General features: G+C 39.1%; 21 protein-coding genes and 1 tRNA gene. 12 read left to right on the forward strand and 10 right to left on the reverse strand.

Annotation, left to right across the window (positions count from 1 at the left end; genetic code table 11):
• Positions 1-25 precede the first annotated feature (25 nt).
• Positions 26-979, reverse strand: coding sequence for an acetyl-CoA carboxylase carboxyltransferase subunit alpha (locus BM176_RS01560; protein ID WP_090098883.1), 954 nt, complete (start codon positions 977-979; stop codon positions 26-28).
• 114 nt (positions 980-1,093) lie between these two features.
• Between BM176_RS01560 and BM176_RS01565 the strand changes: the two genes are divergently transcribed.
• The 3 genes from BM176_RS01565 to BM176_RS01580 all read left to right on the forward strand — a co-directional run bounded on the left by BM176_RS01565 (position 1,094) and on the right by BM176_RS01580 (position 2,778).
• Positions 1,094-1,167, forward strand: a tRNA-Asp gene (locus tag BM176_RS01565).
• A gap of 508 nt (positions 1,168-1,675) precedes the next feature.
• A complete protein-coding gene (locus tag BM176_RS01570; protein ID WP_090098885.1) occupies positions 1,676-1,930 on the forward strand; it encodes a hypothetical protein in 255 nt (84 codons plus the stop codon).
• A 584-nt stretch (positions 1,931-2,514) separates the two neighbouring features.
• Positions 2,515-2,778, forward strand: coding sequence for a hypothetical protein (locus BM176_RS01580; protein WP_090098889.1), 264 nt, complete (start codon positions 2,515-2,517; stop codon positions 2,776-2,778).
• Positions 2,779-2,954: 176 nt separating this feature from the next.
• On the opposite strand, the gene BM176_RS01585 is transcribed toward BM176_RS01580, so the two are convergent.
• The 3 genes from BM176_RS01585 to BM176_RS01595 all read right to left on the reverse strand — a co-directional run bounded on the left by BM176_RS01585 (position 2,955) and on the right by BM176_RS01595 (position 6,020).
• Positions 2,955-4,244 carry a type II toxin-antitoxin system HipA family toxin gene (locus tag BM176_RS01585; RefSeq protein WP_090098891.1) on the reverse strand — a complete coding sequence of 430 codons (1,290 nt, stop codon included), beginning with the start codon at positions 4,242-4,244 and terminating at the stop codon, positions 2,955-2,957.
• The gene (locus BM176_RS01590; RefSeq protein WP_090098893.1) at positions 4,244-4,600 is read right to left on the reverse strand and encodes a helix-turn-helix domain-containing protein; all 357 of its coding nucleotides are present in this window, start codon (positions 4,598-4,600) and stop codon (positions 4,244-4,246) included. The genes BM176_RS01585 and BM176_RS01590 overlap by 1 nt, the downstream gene beginning before the upstream one ends.
• Before the next feature lie 676 nt (positions 4,601-5,276).
• Positions 5,277-6,020: an aldehyde dehydrogenase family protein gene (locus BM176_RS01595; RefSeq protein ID WP_090098895.1), complete on the reverse strand. Its 744-nt coding sequence runs from the start codon at positions 6,018-6,020 to the stop codon at positions 5,277-5,279.
• 57 nt (positions 6,021-6,077) lie between these two features.
• On the opposite strand from BM176_RS01595, the gene BM176_RS01600 reads away from it, so the two are divergent.
• The 7 genes from BM176_RS01600 (at position 6,078) to BM176_RS01630 (ending at position 14,671) form a co-directional block, all read left to right on the forward strand.
• The gene (locus tag BM176_RS01600) at positions 6,078-6,695 is read left to right on the forward strand and encodes a TetR/AcrR family transcriptional regulator (protein WP_090098896.1); all 618 of its coding nucleotides are present in this window, start codon (positions 6,078-6,080) and stop codon (positions 6,693-6,695) included.
• A gap of 63 nt (positions 6,696-6,758) precedes the next feature.
• Entirely contained in the window at positions 6,759-8,099 is a 1,341-nt protein-coding gene (locus tag BM176_RS01605; RefSeq protein ID WP_090098898.1) for a TolC family protein, read from the forward strand.
• 18 nt (positions 8,100-8,117) lie between these two features.
• Positions 8,118-9,167, forward strand: coding sequence for an efflux RND transporter periplasmic adaptor subunit (locus tag BM176_RS01610; RefSeq protein WP_090098900.1), 1,050 nt, complete (start codon positions 8,118-8,120; stop codon positions 9,165-9,167).
• A gap of 11 nt (positions 9,168-9,178) precedes the next feature.
• Complete coding sequence (locus BM176_RS01615) at positions 9,179-12,229, forward strand: efflux RND transporter permease subunit (protein WP_090098902.1); 3,051 nt, start codon at positions 9,179-9,181, stop codon at positions 12,227-12,229.
• Between the two features lie 22 nt (positions 12,230-12,251).
• Positions 12,252-13,028, forward strand: a complete 777-nt coding sequence (locus BM176_RS01620) for an SDR family NAD(P)-dependent oxidoreductase (protein WP_090098905.1) — start codon at positions 12,252-12,254, stop codon at positions 13,026-13,028.
• A gap of 107 nt (positions 13,029-13,135) precedes the next feature.
• Positions 13,136-14,161: an NAD(P)/FAD-dependent oxidoreductase gene (locus BM176_RS01625; RefSeq protein ID WP_090098907.1), complete on the forward strand. Its 1,026-nt coding sequence runs from the start codon at positions 13,136-13,138 to the stop codon at positions 14,159-14,161.
• Positions 14,162-14,212: 51 nt separating this feature from the next.
• Positions 14,213-14,671, forward strand: coding sequence for a methyltransferase family protein (locus tag BM176_RS01630; protein ID WP_090098909.1), 459 nt, complete (start codon positions 14,213-14,215; stop codon positions 14,669-14,671).
• An 808-nt stretch (positions 14,672-15,479) separates the two neighbouring features.
• Here BM176_RS01630 and BM176_RS32340 read toward each other — a convergent pair.
• Positions 15,480-15,641 carry a hypothetical protein gene (locus BM176_RS32340; RefSeq protein WP_177230266.1) on the reverse strand — a complete coding sequence of 54 codons (162 nt, stop codon included), beginning with the start codon at positions 15,639-15,641 and terminating at the stop codon, positions 15,480-15,482.
• Positions 15,642-16,525: 884 nt separating this feature from the next.
• Between BM176_RS32340 and BM176_RS01640 the strand changes: the two genes are divergently transcribed.
• Both BM176_RS01640 and BM176_RS01645 read left to right on the forward strand, forming a co-directional pair.
• Complete coding sequence (locus tag BM176_RS01640; RefSeq protein WP_177230267.1) at positions 16,526-19,642, forward strand: ligand-binding sensor domain-containing protein; 3,117 nt, start codon at positions 16,526-16,528, stop codon at positions 19,640-19,642.
• A gap of 11 nt (positions 19,643-19,653) precedes the next feature.
• On the forward strand, positions 19,654-20,397 hold the full coding sequence (locus tag BM176_RS01645) for a LytR/AlgR family response regulator transcription factor (RefSeq protein WP_090098914.1): 744 nt from the start codon (positions 19,654-19,656) through the stop codon (positions 20,395-20,397).
• A gap of 47 nt (positions 20,398-20,444) precedes the next feature.
• Here the strand turns inward: BM176_RS01645 and BM176_RS01650 are convergent, their stop codons facing one another.
• The 5 genes from BM176_RS01650 to BM176_RS01670 form a co-directional block, all read right to left on the reverse strand.
• The gene (locus BM176_RS01650; RefSeq protein WP_090098916.1) at positions 20,445-21,668 is read right to left on the reverse strand and encodes a serine hydrolase domain-containing protein; all 1,224 of its coding nucleotides are present in this window, start codon (positions 21,666-21,668) and stop codon (positions 20,445-20,447) included.
• Positions 21,669-21,670: 2 nt separating this feature from the next.
• The gene (locus BM176_RS01655; RefSeq protein ID WP_090098918.1) at positions 21,671-22,648 is read right to left on the reverse strand and encodes a PLL family lectin; all 978 of its coding nucleotides are present in this window, start codon (positions 22,646-22,648) and stop codon (positions 21,671-21,673) included.
• 311 nt (positions 22,649-22,959) lie between these two features.
• Positions 22,960-23,934 carry a DUF6268 family outer membrane beta-barrel protein gene (locus BM176_RS01660; RefSeq protein WP_090098920.1) on the reverse strand — a complete coding sequence of 325 codons (975 nt, stop codon included), beginning with the start codon at positions 23,932-23,934 and terminating at the stop codon, positions 22,960-22,962.
• Positions 23,935-24,096: 162 nt separating this feature from the next.
• Positions 24,097-24,855 (reverse strand): LytR/AlgR family response regulator transcription factor, encoded by a 759-nt coding sequence (locus BM176_RS01665; RefSeq protein ID WP_090098922.1) that lies wholly within the window; start codon positions 24,853-24,855, stop codon positions 24,097-24,099.
• Positions 24,836-25,867, reverse strand: coding sequence for a sensor histidine kinase (locus BM176_RS01670; protein WP_090098924.1), 1,032 nt, complete (start codon positions 25,865-25,867; stop codon positions 24,836-24,838). The genes BM176_RS01665 and BM176_RS01670 overlap by 20 nt, the downstream gene beginning before the upstream one ends.
• Between the last annotated feature and the right edge of the window lie 185 nt (positions 25,868-26,052).

The raw sequence follows: 26,052 nt of genomic DNA on the forward strand, positions 1-26,052 counted from the left end.
TTGGAACGTTATGTTACAAATATTTTTAGCGTTCGTCGTAAAAACCCATATTACTGAACTTGTCTATCCGTTGTTCAATACGGGTTTCCGGATCAATCTTTCGTAATTCAGCCAGCGTATCCTTGATTGTCTGCTTAAGAATAACAGCCATTTCATCAGGATTTACATGAGCTCCCCCCAGTGGTTCTTTAATTACCCCGTCAACCAGGCCAAAACGACTCATGTGTTCAGAAGTCAGCTTTAGTTCTTCAGCAGCTTTTTCCTTGAAATTCCAGCTACGCCACAGAATGGTAGAACAGTTTTCGGGAGAGATTACTGTATACCAGCTGTTTTCCAGCATCAGGATCCTATCGCCAATACCAATACCCAGGGCTCCACCGGAAGCGCCTTCGCCGATGATGATGCAGATAACAGGTACCCGCAGCTTCACCATTTCGAAGATATTACGGGCAATAGCTTCACCCTGACCACGTTCTTCAGCTTCCAGACCGGGATAAGCTCCGGGAGTGTCAATAAGCGTAACAATGGGCTTATTGAACTTCTCTGCCAGCTTCATAAGACGCAGGGCCTTACGGTAGCCTTCAGGATTGGCCATACCGAAGTTTCGGATCTGACGCATTTTGGTATTAATCCCTTTCTGTTGACCAATAAACATAACCGTTTCACCATCCAGCTCAGCAAAACCACCTATCATGGCTTTATCATCCTTCACATTCCTGTCGCCATGCAATTCAACAAAGTTGGTGCACATCTTTTCGATGTAAGCCAGTGTATAAGGCCTTTCCGGGTGTCTGCTGAGCAGTACCCGCTGGTAACTGGAGAGGTGATCATATACATCTTTCCGGGTATTTACTATCTTTTGTTCATACTCCCTAACAGTTGCGGTTACGTCCACACCTGACTTTTCCCCGTTTTCTTTCAGTTTTTCTAACTGATCGTACAGGTCCGCAATAGGTTTCTCAAAATCCAGGAATTGCATATTTTAGTATAAATTGGTTAAAGATCGGTGTAAAGATAAGCGGTAAAAGTTTTTTTAAAAAAGATTTGCAAAATTGGTTCGTTTCTCCCTATCTTTGCAATCCCAAAACGGGAAGGATCAGTAGTTCAGTTGGTTAGAATGCCGCCCTGTCACGGCGGAGGTCGCGAGTTCGAGTCTCGTCTGGTCCGCAAGCTTTAAAGCCTCTAAGTCGAAAGATTTGGAGGCTTTTTCATATGTAATCCCTCATGAATTTAATCTGACCCTATGCATTCCTGGCATCCTGTTCTTCTTCAATAAAATTTATTTTCATCAATTTTATTTTATAAGTTCTTTCTTAAAGACACCGTAAGTAAAAAAAAACTTCTTCCCATTTCCCCAATAGGGTGAAGATCAGAATTATTAGCCTTTCAAGAAATCCAATTCATGATTTTGCAGCCCCTTTTTAAAAGGTAGGTAGCAATTTTTTCGATTATGTAGCACCCTATGTCATGATGTCTATAAATCCACACTGAAATGGCTCTGGATTGGTTTAACATTAACTTGTTGATTGTTATGGTGTAAAACTTTGTTCCAGATTATTAGAGGTAGGTTTTGTAACTAACTGAACGATGAAATTTGTTAAAATTTTTATATGCGCAAAAAGACTGCGCATATAGGTTGCAACTTCGTAAAAAAAAGATCACCTAAATCTAAGTTATGAAAGAACATCTTATATACCTTCTCTACGAGCAATTTAAGTTTAATTGCATCATTCATCATTTTAACTCAATTGGAATAGAAATTTCCAAATTTGAATTGAATAACAATCAAATAGTGCTGGATCTTATTGGCTTTCCGCAGGATGGCATTGTCGAATATCATATAGGTCCTGATCATGACACTTATATCAGACAACGGCTGGGTTACTATTTCGAAGATATTGTTGAGCGAATGATTGAAATAAGGCAGTAACAATGACAAATGATGGATTGAACATTTCAGAAGATTATGAATTGTTTATAAAAGGAGAGTAAACAAGTATGTTGAAATGCTACTTAACGAACTTGATAATCCAAATCTATTAGGACAAGATTTCTACCTGGCCCGGGAACAGGATAATCTGCCATTAATCTTAAGATGCCCACGAATGACTTCTGTGTTATATGTCCATTTTGATGTGAGTTTTAAATCAGGCAGTCCAGATTTTAAAATTCATAGTCCATTGGTACTACCACAGAAGGTGAAACCGTCGACTTTGAATGGAGGAATTTTTTCGATAATGAAGCCCTTATTGAGGAACTGGAAATCTTTGCAGAAGGTAGTGTGTGGATTTGTAATGTGCTTTTTAAGAAATATTATAAAAACCAAATTGAAACACATATCACATTAATGGATGAAAAGTCTTACAGGGAACATCTTAAGCATTTCAGGCAGCATCTACCAACCTGGAACTATTAACACTCAGACGCTACAGATTAACCCTTTGAGAAAAAAAACACTCTTGCTAATTAACAAAAAAGAAAAGTATTAAAGTTAACCATAAATAAGAATCGATTATGAACAAAGAAGAATTATTTGAATTTTTAGACAGCTGGATCCAGCAAGATAAAGCTAAAGATGGTTTTAAACCGATCAATGGCTACCAGCTGCATGCATATATGTTAGGGTTGGGATTTCACCTTAAATGGTACCTTTCTGAAAAGGATTTCATTGCCATTGCAAAGGAACTAGATTTTGACCTTGAGGACGGACAGGCAGACAAGATTCTTTTCACATACGGTGATCAAAATGTTGAACTTGAACTATATTCACAAGAATAACTTATACTGCTACCTGGTGCAGACCATGTTGACGTCTTTTCTTTTCTAACTGCATAGCATCTTGCCTTCCTTTGAACAGAGATTGGAATAGCTCCAATCTCTGTTCAGTTATATCTAAAGACATTGTAGCCGATTATAATTATGGAATCTAAATAATCTCTTAATTTATAAACAACTTAAATGGAGATTAAAAGCGTATTCGCGATTGCCAATTTTAATTCCTCATTAACTCCTTGTTGTTCAGCATATTCATTCCAATTGCTAATCACATTTTGAATATCTGAAATAATTTGATCAGCTTTTTTAATATTCATTTGTGTGGCGACATTCAATAAGTCATTCCTGGTTATATCTTCTCTTTTGCCATTGACACTTAACGATTGTCTACTTACCCATATACTTCCGGGCCGATAGGCGTGACAAACATCATATGCCGGAGACAGGCTCCATAGTCCATCTTTGTCCATGGTAAAAGCAAAGTTCTTTGTATGGTCATCGCAATTCCTTGCGATCACATTAAATACCATGCGTCGAAATAATTGCTCTGCCTGAGAATAAGGCAATCCTAATATTCTTAAAGTCTGAAATAACTCCTCATAACTATAACTGCTCACCTGCTGAAAATCCCTATGCGTCAATGCGCACCAGGTTTGCACGTGTATTTTCCCCTCACCTGGTACACGATCAAATCTTCTGGTCATAAAATGGGCACGATTATCTTCCTCCAGTAAACGGCATTCAGTCATTTCAATCCCGCAGTTGATAGCCATTCTATGGTAAGCCATTTCTACCCGGCCAAAGCCATAAGTTTCACCAAATTGACTGTCATGTACCCCATCAAATTTAATGAGCCATTGTGAAAATCCTTTCGGAGCGTCGGTCTGTCCAGAACGAACCTCCCCAGTTTGTTCATTATAGGCAATTAATGCCTTTGCCCTTGCCCCTCCTGCCGAAGTTCCTATTTTCAGGATATCCATTAAGGCTTTTTGCTGATCTGCTGCCATTTGGGTATTAAAATGCAGGCGATTATTTAAAATATCACTAGCAATTTTAATTAGGCCTGATATTTCAACTTTTGTTGACAAATCAGATCTTTTAGGATGCACCGGTTCAAATTCCAGGGCACCCATACCACGAGAACCAATGAAACAGAGCATTTCCACAGGATTCATATCTCCGGGTGTTCTACCATTTTCCGCCAACCAGGCATCAATAAGGGCATTACCATATTTATCAGGAAGAACATCTGCAAGCAATCCAGGTAAACCCTTAAACGTTTTTGCATCAAGATCTGAAAAAGAAAAAATTGTTCCGGTTTGTTCTATGGGCATATGGATAGGAGCAATATCCCAATGACTCGCTGTAAATTCAGGAGTATACTCAAAGCTGGCTATTCTTTTCTCAGAATTCCATAACACTGCACCTACTCTTTTATTCCAAAGGTTAACATATGCTGTAGTCATCATTACCAGTCTGATTTTCGTTTAGTTTGGTTTGATTTTTTTGTTGTTTTGGTACTTACCCTTATTCTTTGCTTTTGTTCAGCAGCAGCAACCATTAGCGGACTTATTTCAGGTTTGACCTCCAGCGCATTTAAGATATGGAGTTGCTTTAATGCACGCAAAACTTGAATCAGAGAAAGCAGCTTGACTTGTTTTCCTGATTCAAGTTGAATCAAGGTCGACCGGTTAACACCTGCCTCACTAGCCAATTGCTGCTGGGTTTTATTCTGTTTGATACGGTTCGACCGGATAAAATCACCTATCAGATCTATATAATATAAGTCATTTTTAGAATAGATATTTATGTCGGACTTTTCCATCTTTAAAGGGTTAAATGATCCTTAATGTTGAATAACCTCAACAAATTTAAGCATTTTGATATAAATACTAAAATTGATGGGGAAAGTCAACATTAACAGCCATTTTTCTCCTTAATGTTGCCTAAACCAAACATTATGCGGTTTTTATCAACGAAGATTATTTGAACATATTCAACATGATATATTGTATAATTTAGGTAGTGATTTAGGAATTAAAGTTCTGAGATAAATATGAAGAATTGGTTAACCTGATGTTATTAGTGCTATAATTACTGGTAATTTAAAGCTCATAGATAGTATTATTCAGGAGACAGGGCAACTACACCTACCTCGAACTTTTATTATATTATATTCACCTTCCAGACCTTAAACACCCCCTAAATCCGCTAAATCCTGCAGAATTTGGTTCGAGGTTACGATACCTGGGGCCGCTTGATAACTTATCAAATCGTATTAAAGGGCTCATAAAACGCTGGTTTTGTGGGCCCTTTAAAATTTTCCGCCTCAATTCGTATCAAACAAAATCAACCGAATAGGTGTCCCAAACCACTGCTTAGATTTGGGACACCGAGTTTTCCGAGAACGCCCTACAGATGAGGGTTTGAAGCGACGGAACTTTTAGTGATGGATTTGATAATTCGTAAAACACAAAGGAGGTGGAAAATGGAACACCGGATCAGTAGTCTTTTTTACCTTCCACTTCTATTATCTTAGCCCCATGAGCTTCGGCATCATTAAGCAACTTCTTTAAGATTGCATACTGCTGGTCGTTCACAATTGAAGTATAGTCATCCCCGGTTGGTCCTTCAGGATAAGCCAATTTTACGTGGTGATCATATGCTTTGATAAAAGCGTTTACTTCAGTTTCATGTACCAATGCATAATCTGGTGCAATACATGTTTGCCCGGCACTCAGGAGTTTTCCATACACAATACGGGATGCGGCTTTTTCGAGTGAATAACCTTTAGAAATAATGACAGGTGATTTACCTCCCAATTCCAGGGTCAAGGGCACGAGGTTTTCGCTTGCCGCTTTCATCACAGATCGTCCTACGGCTTTACTGCCGGTAAAAATAAGATGATCAAAAGGCAATTTGCTGAATGCGGCCCCATCACCATTTACCAGGGTTACCTGTTCTTTTGGAAAAATTTCACTGAACATAGCAGCAATCAACAAAAGTAGATTCACTTGATGCCTGGGTTTTAAACCAAACGGAGGAACATCTGACACAAAATGACGTGTAAATAGATAAAGAGTAAAATCCGTTTCGAATTTTATCAAACGGCCGATTTGTTTGGTAAAACCCTTGAAATCCACTTCCCAAAAATTAGTGTTAAAAGTTTTTCGCCTAATTGAATTGAAAATGAATGATTTGTGCTGATGCAGGTTCATCAATAAAGAAATTTTCACCGGAATCATAAAAATTTATTTTGAAAATTGAACAATGTTCATTTTTTTTGTACTGAAATTGATTTTATGGGTACTACAGAAAGAAAAGCAAAAGAGAAGGAAGAACTGAAAGCGCTTATTTTAAAAGCTGCCCGTAAGTTGTTTATAGAAAAAGGCATCGGACAAACAACTATCAGAAATATCGCTGATTCCATAGACTACAGCATCGGTACGGTATATGTTTATTTCAGGGATAAGAATGAAATACTCCATGCGCTGCATACACAGGGCTTCGTAGACCTCGGCGGCCAGTTGAAAGTATTATTTAGCGTAAAAGACCCGATGGAGCGGCTGAAGGCAATGGGCAAAGTGTATATCAATTATGGCCTGGATAACCCGGAAATGTACGATCTGATGTTTACTCTTAGAGCACCTATGGAGTTCCTTGAAACAATCCAAAAAGATGAGTGGGATGAAGGGAAAGCAAGCTTTGATTTGCTAAGAACTACGGTAATACAGTGTATGGATGCCGGGCATTTTAAAGGGCATAAACTGGACCCGTTGTGTTTTCTGATATGGAGTTGTATACATGGCATGTGCAGCCTGGAAATAGGTTCCCGTACGAAAAACGCGAATATTAAAAACCCTGAAAATATTGTAACAGATGCGTACGATGAATTTTTAATAATCATAAGTAATCTGTAATTTTTTTTGCTCTCATATTGAACATTGTTCATTTAAAATATATGGTTCATTAAAATAAAAATCATGAAAAAATTTCTCACATTTCTTTTACTGTTATTATGCGTTGGAAGCGCTTATGCACAAACACACCTGGAGCAATATGTCAACACGGGTCTGAGTAATAATGAAACAATCCGCCAGCAGCAATTTTTACTTGATAAAAGTCTCTGGGCTTTGAAAGAAGCTAAATCATTATTCCGCCCCAACGTTGAGTTTAATGGAAACTATACCCTTGCAGGCGGCGGACGCACCGTGGATATTCCGGTGGGAGATTTAATGAACCCCGTTTACAAAACACTTAACCAACTGACAGGTACCAATAATTTTCCGCAAATACAAAACCAAAGTGTACTGCTGAACCCCAATAACTTTTATGATGTAAAACTACATACCACTTTTCCGGTCATCAATGCAGAAATAGCTTACAATAAAAAAATAAAAAGGCAGCAGTATGATTTGCAAAAGATAGAAATAGACATCTACAAACGGGAGCTTGTAAAAGAAATCAAAGTTGCTTATTATAATTATTTACAGGCAACGACAGCCATCGGGATTTATGAAAATGCCCTTGCACTGGTAAAAGAAAACGAAAGGATAAACACTTCTCTTCTTAATAACCAAAAAGTAAACCGCACGGCAGTAATAAGGAGCAATAATGAAGTAACAAAGATTACGGCACAACTGAACACCGCCATGATAAACCGCGATAATGCCAGAGACTTTTTTAATTTTTTAATCAACCAACCGCTGACCACTCCCATACTTATTGATTCAATAACTAATATTCCTGACCCACATGTTGCAGATGATACTGCTGTAAATAAAAGAGAAGAATTATTAAAGTTAAATACAGCATCCGCAATTAATAAGAACCTTATTGGTCTTGCCAACTCCTACAAAATACCAAAACTAAATTCCTTTCTTGATTTAGGCTCTCAGGCTTTTGATTTTAAAGTAAACGATAAATCGCCTTATTATTTCTTCGGGGTTTCACTTGCCTGGGATATTTTTTCAGGAGGCAAAAATAAATATAAAGTAAAACAGGTGGAGGCGGATGCTAAAGTGATTGCATCGCAGACAAGCAATACCGAACAGCAACTGAGATTACAGGTTAGCATGGCTGCTAATTCATTCAACACCGCGCTTATAAATTACAATGCCGCTGTTTCACAAGTGGCTTCTACTGAAAAATATTATAGTGATGAATTGCGGCTGTACAAAGAGGGCATCGCACTGTACATAGAACTGCTGGATGCACAAAACCAACTCGTATCTGCCCAACTTCAGGCAAATATTTCACTCTACGACACATTTGTAAAGCAGGCAGAAATAGAACGCGCCACTGCCAGTTTCATCATTCAATAAATAAAAAATCAAACTATTATGAAAAAAATACAATTACTCAGCCTTGCTGCAACAATATTGGTTTTATTTTCTTGCAAGGAGAAAGAGAAAGCAAAAAAAACATTGGGAGAAGCAGATGTTATCCCTGTAAAGATATCTTCTTTATCTGCGTTAGGATTATCCAAAAAAATAAGTGCTACAGGTCTCGTAAGCACAGAAAATGAAGCTAAATATTCTTTCAAAATAGGCGGCATAATTAGCCGTGTTTTTGTAGAAGAAGGCCAGTTCTTCCGAAAAGGTCAGTTGCTTGCTACACTCAATTCAACTGAAATTGCTGCCGGCGTTTCACAATCCAGCTTAAATGTAGAGAAGGCACAGCGTGATTATGAACGGGCAGTTAATCTATACAAAGACAGTGTTTTTACATTAGAGCAGTTGCAAAATACCAAGACTGCCCTGGATATTGCTCAAAAAGCAAAAGAGGCTGTTGCCTTTAATGAACACTATTCGAAAATATATGCAGCATCTGATGGTTTTGTAAGTCAGAAAATCGCCAGCGAAGGAGAAGTAATCGGGCTTGGTATGCCGGTCCTTGCTATCAATGAAACCCAGCAAAATAATAACTACTTACTTAAAGTTGGTGTAACCGACCGCGAGTGGGCAATCATTAATCCCGGGCAAACCGCAACAGTGACACTTGATGGATATGCTGATAAGAAAATTGATGCTTTCGTGTTTCGTAAATCGCAGGCGGCAGATCGTACACTTGGCTCCTTTCAAATAGAATTGAAATTGAAATTAAAGGATATAAAACCGGCAGTGGGCATGTTTGGCAAAGCGGAAATAGCTACCAATCAGGATGAAAATGTGAAGGTGATCCCATACGGTTCTCTGGTAGAAGCCGATGGCGATAAGGCATTCGTATTTATACCTGACGGAGCCAATAAGGTTAGGAAAATTCCAGTAACTATTTCAAGGATTGACAATCAACAGGTTTATCTAAAAGATGGACTTGATGGAGTGGAAGAAATCGTGATCTCTAATAGTGCCTATCTCAACGAAAAATCTACAATAAAAATCATCCGTTAATACTAACAGATATGAAGATTACAAATTTTGCCGTTAAAAACTATCAGTTCACCCTCATTATATTCCTGCTGTTTGCTGTAGTTGGTGTACTTACTTTGTTTACAATGCCTCGTTCGGAAGACCCAACTATACATCCACCGGAATATCTCATAACTGTTATATACCCTGGCACAAGTCCTAAAGACATGGAGGAGCAAGTAGTAAAGCCCATTGAAAATAAAATTTACGGGCTGGAAAACATTGATAAATTGCTTACCACCGTTGAAGACGGTGTGGCGGCAATTCAGGTGAAATTCAAATATGGCGTTAATATAGATAATAAATACCAGGAGATTTCTACAGAAATAAACGCGTTAAAAAACAGTGAGCTTCCTAAAGATATTTATCTTATCAAAACAGAAAAGATTTCTTCTTCCGATGTAAAAATTTTACAGGTTGCATTGGCTTCGGATAATGCCTCCGATAAATTGTTGAGAGATGAAGCCGACATACTAAAAACACGCCTGGAGAAAATAACAGACCTTAAAGAAGTCAAATATTCCGGAATGCCGGAACAGGAAATCCGTATTGATGTGCAATTGGACAAACTGGCGCAACTGAAAATTCCGCTCAACGTAGTTGAAGGCAGTTTGCAAAGTGAAGCGGCAGACATTCCTGGTGGAAGCATCAACCTGGACAGCAAGGTTTTTAATGTGAAGACCAGCGGCAAACTTAAGAACGTTGAGGATGTTGCCAATACCGTCATCTACAATGCCAACGGAAAAATTATTTATTTGAAAGATGTGGCTGAAGTAAGTTATAGAAACGAAATGGTCAACCACATTACACGTGTAAACGGGCATCATTGTGTACTGGTTACGGCAGCAATGAAAGATGGAGTTAATATAACGCAAGTGCAGGGGGAATTTTATCCGGTATTGGATGAATTTTCTAAAGTATTGCCTGCTAACATCCAGCTCGTGAAAACTTTTGACCAGGCAACTATGGTCTCACAACGTTTGGGACATCTCGGATTTGATTTTGGTTTAGCAATTCTTTTAGTAGTCATTACCTTATTGCCTTTAGGATTTAGAGCATCACTCATTGTTATGATCTCTATTCCGCTTTCTTTAGCATTAGGGCTTATAGCATTGAATTTATTTGGGTTTTCGTTGAACCAACTAAGTATTGTTGGTCTCGTTGTGGCATTGGGATTGTTAGTAGATGACAGTATTGTAGTTATTGAAAATATAGAAAGATGGCTTAGAGAAGGACATTCACGAATGGATGCTGTTCTGAAAGGCACTAAACAAATAGGTGTAGCAGTTGTAGGATGTACAGCCACTTTGGTAATTGCGTTTTTGCCTCTCGCCTTCCTGCCGGATGCAGCCGGTGAATTTATGCGCAGCTTGCCTATGGCTGTTATCACCAGCGTGCTGGCATCAATGATCGTGGCTTTAACACTTGTTCCTTTCATGGGAAGCCGGATATTGAAAACGCATACACATGGAGAAGGCAATTTTTTCCTGAAGCAACTGCAAAAATTTCTCACCTACAGTTATCGCGGTATTATGCCACGAGCTTTAAAATATCCTAAAACAACCATTGGAATATCATTAATACTTAGTGCTCTCGCCTTTTTCTTATTTACAAAAACGGGATTCAAACTTTTTCCAACCTCTGAAAAGCCAATGTTTCTTATCAATATCAAAATGCCGCTGCAGGCTGATATTCCTGAAAGTGATCGTGTAACCAAGCTCGTAGAAAATGAATTGAAGCAACACAAAGAGATTGTGTATTATACAAGCAATGTAGGAAAAGGAAATCCGCAGATTTATTATAATGTACATCAACAGGACGTAAAGCCCGACTTTGCCCAGATTTTTGTACAGATGGATGATGAGGCAAGTCCTGACTCTAAAGTAGAGTTAGTTAAACAGCTAAGAGAAAAGTTTAAAGATTTTCCTTATGCCAAAATTGAAGTGAAAGATTTTGAACAGGGCCCCCCGATAGAAGCCAACATAGTTGTAAGGGTTTTTGGTGAAGACCCGGACACGCTGCGTAGGCTTTCCTTTAAAGTGGAGGATATTTTACGCAACAACCCAGGTACTGTTTACATCAATAACGAATTAAACACTTACAAGTCTGACATTAAAATAGAAATAAACAAAGAAAAAGCCCGCACATTGGGCGTGCTTACAAGCGATGTTGATAAGGTAATTCGAATGGCGGTAGCAGGATTAACTGTTGGTGATTATATAGATGACAGAGGCGATGCCCGCAATGTTGTCCTGACACTTCCCAAAGATAAATTTTCAAATTTAGATGCATTCAAAAATCTGTACGTAAACAACATACAAGGTCTTCCTGTATTGGTTAATCAGATTGCAACCATTTCTTTTGAAACATCGCCTACGGCAATAAATCATTTTAATAAATCGCGTTTCGCAAAGGTTACCTCTCTAACCAAAGAAGGTGTATATGCAAACGATCTACTAAAGGATATTGTTCCGCAACTGGACAAACTTAAAATGCCGCCTGGTTACTATTACAAGTTATCCGGTGAAGCGGAATCGGAAGGCGATACACTGGGTGGAAATTTTTTGTCAGTTATCCTGTTAAGTACATTCCTTTTTATTGGAGTTCTGTTACTACAATTTAAGACGTTTAAAGGTATCATCATTGTACTATCTATTATTCCATTAGGAATTCTCGGAGGTGTGGTAATGCTATTGATCACCGGCCATCCGATGTCAATGGTTTCTATTATTGGTTTCATTGGTTTGTCCGGCATACAAGTCAAGAATTCGCTGTTACTCGTTGATTTTACCAACCAGTTGCGGGCCGAAGGATATAGCATAGACGATGCAATTAATAAAGCAGGAGAAACCCGTTTTTTACCGGTTGTGCTTACGTCCATAACAGCTATTTGCGGATTAATTCCTCTTGCCTGGAATCCGAATCCACTTATCGCTCCATTAGCGATTGTGTTGATTGGTGGATTAATCAGTTCAACCATTCTTTCAAGAATTGTAACGCCGGTAATGTATAAGCTTATTCCGCCTTCCATTGAAAATATTTAATCATTCATAAAATCAAAACAAAATGAAACAATACATCTTAATAACCGGAGCATCATCCGGAATTGGTTACGAAATGGCCCAACAGCTTGCGGCTTTAAAATACAATCTTATCCTCACTGCCCGCAGCGAGGATAAATTGACAGCTATGCAGCAGGAGTTATCTTTCAAGTATGGCATTACCGTACAATACATAGCCAAAGACCTAAGCAAAACAGAGCAGGCGACTCAGTTATTTGATGAGATCAAGGGCGCCGGCTATCAGGTATCTCATTTGGTTAACAACGCAGGATTTGGCGACTATGGAAGTTTTCTGGAAACATCACTGGAAAAGGAATTGAAGATGATTGATCTCAACATCAGCAGCCTGGTTATCCTTACCAAATTGTTTGCAAATGATATGGCAGCCCGAAAGTCGGGCAGAATCATGAACGTGTCTTCAGTGATTGCATATTTGCCTTTCCCTTACCAGTCGGTGTATTCAGCCACCAAGTCTTTTGTCTTAGCCTTTTCGGAAACGCTCGCTGCCGAACTGGAAGGCAGCGGCATAGTGGTTACCACGCTTGCCCCTGGGGTTACAGAAACAGCATTTATTTCACCGGAAATGCGGGAAACCAACCTGCTGAAATCCAATAAGCCTACCCCCGTAAAAACAGTGGCTACTGAAGGAGTGAAACTCTTGCTAAACGGAAAAGGAAAGAAAATTGTAGGTTTTCAAAACCGGTTCAATTCCATTTTAGCAGGAATACTGCCAGACCCGGTGATGATGAAGATTAAGATGAAGCTGGCAACTGTCCAATAATACGTTTGGCCAGTTCGATTTCGTTCAGGGTAAGTTCAGATGGAAACCTAAGCCATTCGCTTTTTGCTCGCTATATACAACAGAAACGACACACATCTAAAAAACAAATGACTGAAACGAAAAAAATATCAAGACGAGTACTAATAAAACAAGGGGGGCTTGCTTTATCAGTTTTAGCTTTACCTTTTCCATTAACAACATTTTCAAATTTTAACGAAATGACAGACAACAAAAATTTTGACGTAATTATAGTTGGTGGAAGCTATGCAGGACTTTCGGCAGCAATGGCTCTGGGACGAGCATTAAGAAATGTTTTAATCATTGACAGCGGTTTGCCTTGTAACCGACAAACGCCTCACTCACACAACTTCATTACGCAAGACGGAGAAAAACCAAGCGTTATTGCGGAAAAAGCAAAAAATGAAGTGTTGAAATACGACACAGTAAAATTCTTAACTGACCTTGCCGTTAGCGGAACGAAAACCGATAAAGGATTTGAGATTTCAACTCAATCCGGAAAACTATTCTCAGCTAAAAAACTCGTTTTTGCAACAGGCTTAAGAGACAAAATGCTAAAAATTGAGGGATTTTCTGAATGTTGGGGAATTACGGTACTCCATTGTCCCTATTGCCACGGATATGAAGTAAAGAATCAAAAAACAGGGATTTTGGCAAATGGATATGCTGCATTTCATTTGGCTCGACTCATTAGTAACTGGACAAAGGATTTAACCATATTTACCAATGGGAAATCGGAATTGACAAAAGAGCAAACCGATGAAATCAAAGCACACAATATTTCAATAGTTGAAAAGGAAATTAGCTCATTGAAGCACAAAAACGGAGTTGTAGAAGAAATAATCTTTTCAGACAATTCAACTTTTGAATTGAAAGCTATTTATTCAAGACCTCCTTTTGAACAACACTGTAAAATCCCCGAGTTATTGGGTTGTGAATTGACAGAACAGGGACTTATCAAAGTAGATACATTTCAGAAAACAACAGTGGATAATATATTCGCTTGTGGAGACAATACTAATCCTCTACGTGCTGTATCATATGCGATATCAACAGGGAATAATACAGGAGTATTCTTAAATAACGCAATGACAGAAGAAGATTTTTTAAAATGACAATAAAAAGCTTCATAGAACATGCGGTAAGCATCTGTCAAAATTCTAAATATGAATACTTCAATACCTCGTATTCCCCCTCCAGTTTTGTTTCTTGTAGGAATTGTTGTGATGGTTCTGCTTAATTCCTATTTTCCGATTGGACGCTGGTTACATTACCCTTGGAGATACCTTGGTATAATATTTCTTGTTTTAGGATTTTCCCTCGGTCTTGGGAGCGGCTTATATTTCCGAAGATTAGGAACAAATCCCCGTCCTGGCGCTAAAGCAACTCTAATTGTCACGACAGGACCTTTTAAGTACACAAGAAATCCAATGTATTTGGGGTTAACCACAATGCTGATCGGTACTGCGATACTTTTAGGAACATTTTCACCTGTGCTTGTAATTCCCATATTCTTTATCCTCGTGCAAACACAATTTGTATTACGAGAAGAGAAATTGATGGAACAGTGGTTTGGCCAACCATACTTAGAATATAAAAAGAAAACTCCGAGGTGGTTAAGTTAAGAAAGATACCTGCCGCTAACATTGGTCACTGTTATCGATTCTAAGCATGGATGGTGTTAGATCAATAACCTCTTGTAACTCTTGCTCCGCAATCAGTTGGACTTCGGTGAACGATGCGGCTAAATTGTTAGTTACAGTGGCAGCGGAGTCACATGCCTGGGGCAGGCCCTGGCATGTTCCGACCAACGCGCCAATAGAAGCATTTCTCGAGAGCTATTCAAGAGAGAAATACACAACCCAGGTTTAAGCACCTATGGAAGCAATGTGTTGCCGGTCGGCATCCAGAGTTTTATCTGGCGACAATGTGTTGAAGGAACCGGGCAAATACTTAAATTTGGGCATCGTCACCGAGGTGGAAAATCCGGTGCACCGGCCAGTAACAGTGAGCTTAATACCTTGATAATAAATCTGTTTAGCGAGTAGGTTCCGGGTAGAGCGGTTCGTTGCCTCCCCGCTCCCCCACAGGTAGGGTCGAGCAGTTTTCCTGCACACGGTTCCTCTATTTACGGTTTCGCTAATTGATAGCTGTGATAGATTCGTGGTTGTACAAGAGGCATCCACTCAGTAATCAATTTCATGATCTTATCCCATGTCCAGACTCGCTTGCCTCCGCGATGGTTCAACCATTTATGGAGTAGCCGTTTAGTCTGCATGAAGTAAGCGTTTAGTCGCCGACTATTAAATGTAATACCATAGTAGGCATAGTGGCCGCGTAGCTTTTGGTTCCGATATAAGCTCCGTTATAGGAAGCTTGTGTCTATAGAACTTGATCCAATCACTCAGCCGCATCAAAGCCAGATTCAGTTTTTTATTGCTTGTTTTGCTCATGGCCTGGTGTTGTCAGAATCCCTGCTGAGAGCTCTGCTGTATCCTGCCTGGCAATAAAACTACTTTTCCCATGCCGTGCACGAAAGTATATCGTTTTGGTTTGAAGGATGTTTTCCCCGACAAACAGTGGGATAACTTCCATATAGTAATTGTTTAGCAAAATAGTATAGGGTGTTTGGAGTTTTTTTGTTACCGACCAACTTCTCAGTCTTGTCTTAAATGATTTGACGGTAACAGATCCCGGCTTACTTGCTCGGAGGCTTACTAAGCAACATCTACCAACCTCGAACTTTTCACATACCATTTTCTCTCAATTTAACCTAAATACCTCCTAAATTGACCCAATCCTGCATAATTTGGTTCGAGGTTATGATACCTGGGGCCGCAAGCTTTAAAGCCTTCAAGTCGAAATATTTGAAGGCTTTAATGTGATTATATCCTCTCACAATGATAAAATGCTCTCAAAATGAGAGAGTTTATTTTTCTCCACACCCCCCATCTGAAAGAACAAAACAACCACAGTAGCCGTTTTCGCGATTTTACACCTTTTAGGAACGTCGATTGCCTTTTAGAGTAACAAACTAATTAAATGCGAACCTTAAAAAAATACGTTTCTCCTTGGAATATACTATTGGTTTTTTACACCCTGATAATTATATCAGGCATTATTTACAGAATCATAAATGGCATATAAAAGGCTCTTTATGGAATTAGTTAAATCGTTATTTCTTTTTGTATTAGCTGGTATCTGTGAAATCGGAGGTGGGTACCTGATGTGACTTCGCAATCGTTCAGCAAGTTTTTCAAAATAACGGCTAAAGTTTCTCCTTTGCAGTTCAGACAATCATTTAACTGATTTGTAAGCACCCATTATTTCTGATTCAGTATTTATAATGATAACCTATAATTGATTTACCTGGAAATCATTTAGTATCCTTTTAATAAATAATTATTAAATTGAGGCAATGTTTGTTACCAATGAGGCTATGGCGAATCCCTTATGTTTACCTATTATCTGTTCTTTGTATGATGAGCAATATTGCATTGTTGAGACCCTGGACATCCTGCTGGCAGCTTTTCTTGCGGATTAGTGGCTGCTTTCTGCTTCTACCATTTATTACTGCCGCACAAACAAACTTCCATTTATCAACCGATAATGGACTATCAAGCAAATTACTTACAGTAGTAACACGAGACCATTTAAATAACATGTGGTTTGGCTCTTATAACGGACTTTATAAACATGAAGGAGCCCGTATAAAGTGGTACAATCGTGTGGGCAATGATAGTCTTTCCCTTAGTGGCGGAGAATTACATGCTTTATTTGAAGATAAGGAGGGTAATATGTGGATAGGTACCACCGGAGGCCTTGACAGAATGAATATGCGAAATGGGGTTATACAACATTATGTGCTTACCTCATTAAATAATAGCAGCTCACTGGGTTACATTTATTCAATTTTTGAAGATAAAAAACATTACTTATGGATCTCTACTGATGCGGGCCTGTTTAAAATGGATAAAACTTCGGGCAACTATCATATTATAGCAGAGAGAAAGGATAATAAGGGTATTCCTTCTTCTATAGCGCAATTCCATTGTATGGTAGATACGGATAAAGGATTCTGGCTTAGCACGGCAAGTGGCCTTGTTTATTATGAATACATTTCAGGAAATTTTTATCATCACTACAATAATCCCGCGAAGGATCCTGTCTTTGATCTTAATTTCTTAACAGGAACAAACACAAGTGATCTGTGCCAGGACTCACAGCAAAACATCTGGTTTGTAGCCAATAGCCATTTGCTTGCAAAATACAATCTTAATACGCACAGGCTGGATACTTTTAAATTTGAACGTCCAAAGGATGCCTGGCCTTATTGTTATTCTTTAACTGCAGACTTTAAAGATAATATATGGATAGGTTTCCGTCATGGAGGTTTACAAATATTCAATACAGATAATAACACTTTCACAGCCATCCACAAAGAGGATAATAATAAAATACTGCATAGTGATTATGTTTATTCCCTCTGTCAGGATTATCTTCATAAAATGTGGGTTACAACAGATGAGGGTATTGATATCATTGATTATTATAACGATGATGTACAGACCTATAATTTGTGTAATGATCCTGATTTTACCAGTTTGAAATATGTATCGGGAATGATGTCTTATGATCCCTGGAAAAAGAGGATATACATTCCATTTTCTCAAAAAAAGAGGCTGTTCTGGTTTGATGAAATAACAAAAACAATTCAATCGCAAAAGCAACCACATACTACTTTATATGTCTGGCCTGTGGAAAATGGCAGGTTATTAAAAGGGAGGTCCCATAGTTTTTACGAAACGGACAATAGAGGAAGAGGGCACTCTCTGCAAAACAGAGTGTCATATTATCCCAAAGAACTGGCCAACACACCTTATGAAATTATCTGGGCAGCAAGAGCTCGAGGTGTATCCTACTTCAAAAAACAGTCTGGCATGCTTTATCGCTATGCCCATAAAAAACTGGAAGTTATTCCTTCCGTGCAGTTTATGAAACAGGCATGTATTTCTGCAGACAGCCAGTTTCTGTATTTTATAGATCATTCTGAAAACCTTGCAAGGCAAAACATTATAACGGGAAAGATAGAACGTTTTTATTTACAAAGTCAGTCAAAGAAACAACATTTTTCTTTTTCAGATCCCCGTGACATTATTGATGATGGAAAAGGCAGTATCTGGATAACCAGTCAGAATGGATTGCTTAAATATAATCCCGGAGGCAGAACGTTGGAAGTATTTACAACAGCACATGGGCTTTCACATAGTTTTACTTTTGCATTACTGATTGATAATGATAAGCGCTTGTGGGTGTGTTCACTGGGTGGAGTGGATTGGTATGACAGTAGTCATTCTTCTTTTCATAATGTAGTCAGTAATCCCAATAGCACTTACATGGATGCTTTTGGCAGTGGCATCAATGGCAAAGATGGCAGTCTGTATTTCCAGGCGGGCAATAAGTTGTACCATATTATTCCGGAAGAATATTTTAAATCTCATAAAATACAACCTGTATTACAATTAAATGAAGTATTAGTTGATGAAAAGAAAGTTACATGGGATCACTCTTTTCATCTTTCCCCGCTTAGCTATCAGGATAACCGTCTGATGATAAAGTATAGTTTGCTGGATTTCGAACGTCCTCAGAAAGTACATTATTATTACCGTCTTGATGGTATTGATCATAATTGGGTTGATAATGGCAACCGCCCGGACGTATTTTATAATAACCTGCATCCCGGCAACTATATATTCAGCGTGCATGCAGTAACTGATGACGGACTGGTGGCAATTGAAGACCTTACTTTATACATCCGGATAATACCAGCTTTATGGCAAACAACCTTATTCCAAATCATCATAATCGTACTTATTATTTCTCTGATTTTTTTTCTATGCTGGTGGTGGGTGCGTACTATTAAAAGAAAGGCAGATATTCATCAGCAAATGAGTGAATTAGAAGCGCGTGCAATAAGAGCACAAATGCATCCTCACTTTATTTTCAATAGCCTCAATGCTATTCAGGAATTGATTGTACTTAAAGATACCTCCTCTGCATACCAATATCTTTCAAAATTTTCAAAATTGTTGCGGATGGTATTACATCATTCAGAGCATAACATTATTTCATTGGATGATGAGATTAGCATGAACCGTCTTTACCTTGATTTGGAATCGTTACGATTCAAAAAATCCTTTCATTATACTATAAAGGTCTCAGAAGGAATTGATGAACATGCCACCATTGTACCTTCATTACTATTACAACCTTTTATTGAAAATGCCATCTGGCATGGATTAATGCCTAAACAGGGAGATAAGGAGCTTACTATTGATTTTACAGAAGATAATGAAGCGCTTATTTGTGAAATCACAGATAATGGTATTGGCAGAGAAGCCGCAGGAAATATAAAAGCCCGGAAAATAGGGACTCATAATTTTGGCAGCAAAGGTATGCTGTTAGGGCAGCAAAGGATAAATCTGATGAATACATACCATAAATGGAAATCCAGTATTGATATCATTGATTTAAAAGATGTCAATGGATTAGCTGCTGGTACAACCATCAGAATAATACTTCAACAACCAGTATAGATAGAACTTTTATGATCAGAATATTAATTATTGACGATGAACCCGCAGCTTCCAATATATTAAGATTGTTGCTGGATAAACATGTACCCGTTACGAAAGAGGTGGCAATGTGTAATGACCCTGAACTGGCGATAGCTATGATCGCTGATTTTCGTCCTACATTACTGATGCTGGATGTGCAGATGCCAGGCATGAATGGATTTGATTTGCTGAATAGTATAGGTAGCTGGGATTTTGACCTGATTTTTACTACTGCTTTTGATCAATATGCTATTAAAGCTATTCGCTTTAGTGCTCTTGATTATCTGCTAAAACCGATTGATATTCTCGATCTGCAGAATGCAATAAACAGGCATATCATCAGAAAGTCGCAGGTTTTCCAACAACCACAACTGGTAACTAACCTGTTGCAGAATTTAAAAACTGACAATGCTTCAGCATTTACATTAACACTGTCAACTTCTGAAGGAGTATTCCAATTTGCCCCTAAAGATATTATACGGGTGGAAGGAATGAATAACTACAGCAAATTCTTATTTAATAACCATGCTCCGATTATTGTTTCCCGAACTATTAAGGAATACGAAGAGCTATTGGCGGAGTATGGTTTTTTACGGGTGCATAAGTCCCACCTTGTAAACAGGATTTATATCCGGCATATAGACAAAGAATACCTGTTATGGTTGCAGGATGGTCATAGTGTGGTGGTATCCCGTAGAAAAAAAGAAGAGATTGTGCAGGCACTACGGGGATAACAAATACCGGCTCATTAGCTGGTACGCTAGTGAGCCGGTATAATCAGTTAAATCGTATCCCAGTTCTTGTTGATCTCTTCCAGCTTTTCCAGTAATTCAGACTGTGCAGTGTTTGCATCGGCGTCTTTTGGTCCTCCTCCGCAATTCATCATAACAGCCACTCCCCTTCCTGCTGCTGCATAAATACGCACAACAGCAAGGCTTGAACCGGTTGAACCAGTATGCCAAAAGTGTTGTTTCTCTACTGGTCCGCCACTTAAAACAAGTCCCCCTTTTGCCGCATCTGTAACCGGCTCGTGATATTGCTGCACATCAAAGAGCTGTGTATAATTGAGCGCCGGTAAGTTATAGCGTATATACTGTGCCATACCCCCTACGGTACAATGTATGTCGCCAGTCGGAAATTTGCTGCTGTAACGCATCAAAGGTGTATCCAGGTTAGGATTTGGAACATATTTCTGGCCATTGTAGTAATGAAACTGTGCCCCATTAGACAAGTTCCCATATTTTATATTAAACTGTCCCTGCAACGGGCCGGCCAGCAATTCATCCATGAGCTGTTCCCATACCTTCCCCGTTTTACGTTCGGCCATAGCGGCACAGATAGTTACGGTTGCGCCATAACCACTAACATGTTGATTTTGATACCCCATGTTCAGCGTACTGTGATACTGGTATTTTTTCTTTTTCATACTTAATACTGTAAACAAATACCGCTGATAGAACAATGATTCATTCGTCATCCATTCCGGGTCCCTGCTATTACCACCAGCTGTGAGTCCCTGATCCTGGATAAAACGGAAAGGGTCGGTTTCTCTACTGTGAGCGTCGGGTTTTTTAACCGGGTCATAATCAGGATGGTACTGTGTGCCGTTCATGCCGGAAACATGTGCCATCAGTTCATAGACTTTTACTTTCAGGAATGTGTCATTCATACCGCTTCTGTCCCGGAAGACTTTCGATTTGAATTCCGGGAATACATCTTCGATGGTTGTATCCCAGCTTAAAATTCCTTTTTTGATGAGACAGGCTAATAAAAATCCTGTAATAGGTTTTGACAGGGAGCCTACATTGAAATAGTCGGATGTTGTCATCTGGTTACTCGCTGCTGTTGCACTAAGGCTGCTGTTCTTTACTCCCTGTATGGTATTCATGATGGTATTACCATTATCACGTACAATTACACCTGCAATATTCGGAAGCCCGTATTTGGCCCGTATGGCCTTCGCCGTATCATTTAACAGCGTTTGTATTTTAGCGATGTTTGCCATAGTTATAAGTTTACATTGTTAAATTGTTTGTCGTTAATTTTCCGCCATGAAATATCCCAGGAGTCACCAAAATCGTTTGATCGTGCCTGCCATATACGGTTATCATTTCCTTTTCCGAATACATGGATTATTTTTCCATCCCAGGAACAATTAGCTGATGGCATGGAAGTAAAGATCCCTTCTCCTATAGGTTTCCATGCCATGTCCCAGTTTTGAGTCCCATTAGTAGCATACGCCCACCAAATCCTGTTGTCTTTTCCTTTGCCAAATACATAAATCCGTTTCCCATCTGCAGAACATACTGCAGCAGGCGCAGAAGTAAACAGACCTTTTCCGATAGGGGACCATGCGCCATCCCAGGAAGATGCGCCATTGGTGGAATACGCCCACCAGATTCTGTCATCTTTCTCTTTACTGAAAACAGCTACCAGCTTTCCATCAGCTGAACAGGCGGCTGCAGGCGATGAAGTAAACACACGATCACCATCAATGGATTTCCATGCCATATGCCAGGAGTGTCCGCCATCTACGGATGATGCCCACCAGATCTTATAATCCTTTCCCAGTCCGAACACCAATACCCTCACACCATCATAACTGGTATGGATTGTGCCTCCCTGCCAGCCTGTGATTGAATTTCCATAACTGCATATTGCAGGCTTTCCAAAGAAAGTACCTGCTCCAATAGGAGCCCATTGTGTGTTTTTAAACTCATAGTACTCTTCTAATCTGGCAAACCAGAAATGGTCGTCATTGCGCTTGCCTACTACAAAAGTGTCCAGGCTGTCGCCTGTTATAGAAGCTGCTACCGACGAAGAAAAAATTGCTGTCTGATTAGAAATCCAGTTATTTACCCAGGTACTGCCGCTGTCATAAGAAACGAGCCGTTCTATTTGCAGCATGTCGATATTTGATGCACCTTGATTTGTTACAGCAAATACTTCCAGTCTTTTTTCCAATGCGAAAACCGAAGCTGTCATTTTAAAGTTTTTTGAGGTTATAAATACATGTTTACATTATTCGCTGCCCATCCGGTGAGGGGTAACCGGAAGCACCGCGATTATCTTACAATGCCAAATTTACAGTGGAAAGGATACTGCGTGCAGACGTAAAAGAGGTAACGGTATATTTTAATTAGATAACGGTAATTTTGACTCTTATGGGTTAAGACTCGCATACGATTTACCGAAAGGCAGGATATTTTCTAAGTCAAAAGGCCGGAATAAAAATATTCCGGCCATTACTTGAACCTACAACTGTTACACTGTTATGGTAATGATAAAAACATTTGTTAAAACTGGTAGCTGATGCCAGCCTGAAATATAAATGAGTTCTGTTGGTAAGAAACGTTTGAGGTCCGATCATTCAATTTACCGAATCCATTGAAGGATACTTTCTGATCTATATTGAATGTTTCCAGCCGCTGCATAAATGTATGACCTGCTACGAGATTCAGTTTCCATCTCTTGCCCATTTTCAGGTCGTAAATGAGCCCGGCACTACTCTGCCGCAAATGCAGGTACTGCTCTTTCCCTTCTTCATTTAAACGGTACATACTTCCACCAATGCTAAGTGTAGCTCCCAGGGATTGAGCTTGCGATAACTTATATCTTAATGAGGCCCTGGAAGGCAAAAGCGCTGTGAAGTTCCATTTTTTGCTAATTGTCCAATCCACATCAGGCAATGGCAACACGTATTGGCCGGCATAGTTTTTTACATAGGTAACAGTAACTCCGTATTTGAATGATTTGTTTTGATGGAATCCTATCCTCACACCGGCCGTGTAAAGAAAATCTTCTTCTGTGATGCTGCGTATAAAATCAGAACCTATGGATACAATGCCGATCAGTGAGATATTGGTAGCACGGGAAAATGAATAGCTGAACAGTAAAGGAACGCTGACTGAGTGAAAATTGTTGCTACCTATATTTTTTTCATTTGAAAGCAACAATCCCTGGTAGCGTATCCCCGCTCTAATGTAAACCGGATGCGGGGAGGAAAAATTTTTATAAACAGGTATGCCAATATCTGCCGTAGGTAATTGCATTGTGAATGAGTGACCGTCAACTGTTATAGGCGCTACCTGGTTAGTGATAGTAATACCACCCAACCGTGGTGATGTTGTAATTAATTTTGAACGTGTACTGCTGTCTGTATTTTGCGAATAACCAAGCACTGGCAATAACAGACAGATAAGAAGTATACTTCTTATCATTTTTAACAGTCGTAAAGGATATTTTGTAGAAGTGATCTGATTAGTATGCATAGACTAAATGTTGATTATCTGCATGCTAAATTATCACAGCTTCTAAAGCATTATGGGAGTATGGCAATGAACAGAACAAAGCTGCATGTGAGATGGCTGAAACCAGTCGCGAACTGTACATGGTGGGAATAAAAAAGTCCGGAGAAAGAGTAGCGGAATGGATCAGGATTCCAGCCAGCGGAGAAAATCCTGCGCCTTTAAACGGCTGATAATAATCACTTCGGGCGTTTGGCAAATGGTATCCACCAATAGCCTCCTGTTGAAATGATGCTCCACACCTCGAATGATATCCCGGTTAATAATAAATTGCCTGTTAGCCCGGAAAAATTGCTTCTGGTTCAGCATATTTTCCATCTGGTCTATGCTGTATTGAATGGTATATTCCTTTTTATCAAATGTGCGAAGTATGACTGCTCCATTTGAAACATGAACAAAACACAGATCTGCTACCTTAACAGGTATTATTTTCTCCCGGTAATAGACCAGTATAGACTGCTTATAATTGCTTTCGATTTGCTGCAGGGCATTATTAAGGTTATTGGAGTATGCAGGTGAGGAATAATGTTCTTTTATACGTTGATATTTTTTAAGGCTTCGTTCCAGCATGGTTTCCTCTATCGGCTTTAAAAGGTAGTCAACACTATTGGATTCAAATGCATGAATGGCATATTGGTCATATGCAGTACAAAAAATCACCGGTGCACTGATTACTATTTCTCCAAAAATATCAAAGCATAACCCGTCTCCCAACTGTATGTCTGAAAAAATAAGATCCGGAGCCGGGTTTTCCCGGAACCATTTAATTGCAGACTCTACAGAGGATAAAACAGCTTCAATGACAATATCTTTATCAAGACTGCCCAGCATCATTTGAAGTTCTTTTGCTGTCTTGGGCTCATCTTCAATGATAATAACTCTCATGACTGATTAGTGGTAAATTGACAACGAAGGTATCCGATGTTTTAATAATTTCTATTTCTTTCCTGAAAAGCAGCTTATAACGTCCGGCGATGTTCTGGAGCCCTAATTTAGTGCTTTCTTCCCGTGTTTTCCTGGGCAATAAAGAATTCTTTACCACCAGTTTTGCATTATCCTGAATGCTGATTTCCAGCTGTAAGGGATGCTCAATAGAAACATTATTGTGTTTTATGGCATTCTCCATCAAAAGCTGAAGGGATAAAGGAGGAATTAGATAGTTGTAATAAGCCTCCGGTATATCAATGGTAACAACCAGGGCATTCTCGAAGCGCTGGTGAAGTATATAAAGATATGCCTGGGCAAATGAAAGTTCTTCTTCCAGGGAAGTCACATCCCTTTCCTTAACATTAAGCAGGTAGCGATATACATGTGACAATTGAACCACAAATTTTTTAGTATCCGGATCGGTGGCAATTGTTTTTAAGATACTAAGGGAATTGAACAAAAAATGAGGACTAATTTGCTGCTGCAGGGAAAGTACCTGAGCCCGGAGGTGTAACTGTCTGAAATGCTCATTTTCCAGCCGTGTTTTCTGCAAAATGTCATTTGTATAGATGATGTTAAAAAAGCCATAACATATCATGACGAGAAACAATGAATTAATCAGGCGCCTGAGGAAGTCTGTGAACGTCGGTTCCAATAATGATGAATCCGGGATACGAAGGTTGTCAGGTACAAACAATGCACACAAATAGTTAATCATCAGGGCTATGATGACACCGGCAATAATACTTATCGCCAATCTTGCATTCCTGACAAATGCTGGTAAATGAACCTGCTTAAAATAAGCCTGTACGATCCAGGATGGAAAAACATTTAAAACGATCAATACAGCAAGCGTTAGAAAATGCTTGATATTTAACTCTCTGGTATCCCCTAATTTTACGAGGGAGTAACCAACAATCATGGCCCCTAGCATAAGGAAACACCATTTGAACTGGTATGAATGTTTCATCTGCAAGTTTAACTGTTACGTTCGATCAAGTAGGACAGACAATCTGAAGTGCACAAAATCATTGCTTAACTGTACAATTCTCCCTGCCAAATGGAAGAATGCTGGCGGGAAAGTTACTAAAAATCAATCATTTGAAAAATGTACCTTTATGCTTTCTATTGATTACGTGTTTTTATTGAAATGGC

This window comes from Chitinophaga sp. CF118 (assembly GCF_900112615.1).
In the GTDB taxonomy this organism is placed as follows: domain Bacteria; phylum Bacteroidota; class Bacteroidia; order Chitinophagales; family Chitinophagaceae; genus Chitinophaga.

Bases quoted from the DNA above. Each gene is read 5' to 3' on its own strand.
- BM176_RS01670 (WP_090098924.1), bottom strand. From the start codon at position 25,867: ATGAAACATTCATACCAGTTCAAATGGTGTTTCCTTATGCTAGGGGCC.
- BM176_RS01610 (WP_090098900.1), top strand. From the start codon at position 8,118: ATGAAAAAAATACAATTACTCAGCCTTGCTGCAACAATATTGGTTTTA.
- BM176_RS32340 (WP_177230266.1), bottom strand. From the start codon at position 15,641: ATGGAAGTTATCCCACTGTTTGTCGGGGAAAACATCCTTCAAACCAAA.
- BM176_RS01620 (WP_090098905.1), top strand. From the start codon at position 12,252: ATGAAACAATACATCTTAATAACCGGAGCATCATCCGGAATTGGTTAC.
- BM176_RS01640 (WP_177230267.1), top strand. From the start codon at position 16,526: ATGATGAGCAATATTGCATTGTTGAGACCCTGGACATCCTGCTGGCAG.
- BM176_RS01560 (WP_090098883.1), bottom strand. From the start codon at position 979: ATGCAATTCCTGGATTTTGAGAAACCTATTGCGGACCTGTACGATCAG.
- BM176_RS01590 (WP_090098893.1), bottom strand. From the start codon at position 4,600: ATGGAAAAGTCCGACATAAATATCTATTCTAAAAATGACTTATATTAT.
- BM176_RS01580 (WP_090098889.1), top strand. From the start codon at position 2,515: ATGAACAAAGAAGAATTATTTGAATTTTTAGACAGCTGGATCCAGCAA.
- BM176_RS01605 (WP_090098898.1), top strand. From the start codon at position 6,759: ATGAAAAAATTTCTCACATTTCTTTTACTGTTATTATGCGTTGGAAGC.
- BM176_RS01630 (WP_090098909.1), top strand. From the start codon at position 14,213: ATGAATACTTCAATACCTCGTATTCCCCCTCCAGTTTTGTTTCTTGTA.
- BM176_RS01650 (WP_090098916.1), bottom strand. From the start codon at position 21,668: ATGGCAAACATCGCTAAAATACAAACGCTGTTAAATGATACGGCGAAG.
- BM176_RS01595 (WP_090098895.1), bottom strand. From the start codon at position 6,020: ATGATTCCGGTGAAAATTTCTTTATTGATGAACCTGCATCAGCACAAA.
- BM176_RS01615 (WP_090098902.1), top strand. From the start codon at position 9,179: ATGAAGATTACAAATTTTGCCGTTAAAAACTATCAGTTCACCCTCATT.
- BM176_RS01585 (WP_090098891.1), bottom strand. From the start codon at position 4,244: ATGATGACTACAGCATATGTTAACCTTTGGAATAAAAGAGTAGGTGCA.
- BM176_RS01645 (WP_090098914.1), top strand. From the start codon at position 19,654: ATGATCAGAATATTAATTATTGACGATGAACCCGCAGCTTCCAATATA.
- BM176_RS01570 (WP_090098885.1), top strand. From the start codon at position 1,676: ATGAAAGAACATCTTATATACCTTCTCTACGAGCAATTTAAGTTTAAT.
- BM176_RS01665 (WP_090098922.1), bottom strand. From the start codon at position 24,855: ATGAGAGTTATTATCATTGAAGATGAGCCCAAGACAGCAAAAGAACTT.
- BM176_RS01600 (WP_090098896.1), top strand. From the start codon at position 6,078: ATGGGTACTACAGAAAGAAAAGCAAAAGAGAAGGAAGAACTGAAAGCG.
- BM176_RS01625 (WP_090098907.1), top strand. From the start codon at position 13,136: ATGACTGAAACGAAAAAAATATCAAGACGAGTACTAATAAAACAAGGG.
- BM176_RS01660 (WP_090098920.1), bottom strand. From the start codon at position 23,934: ATGCATACTAATCAGATCACTTCTACAAAATATCCTTTACGACTGTTA.
- BM176_RS01655 (WP_090098918.1), bottom strand. From the start codon at position 22,648: ATGACAGCTTCGGTTTTCGCATTGGAAAAAAGACTGGAAGTATTTGCT.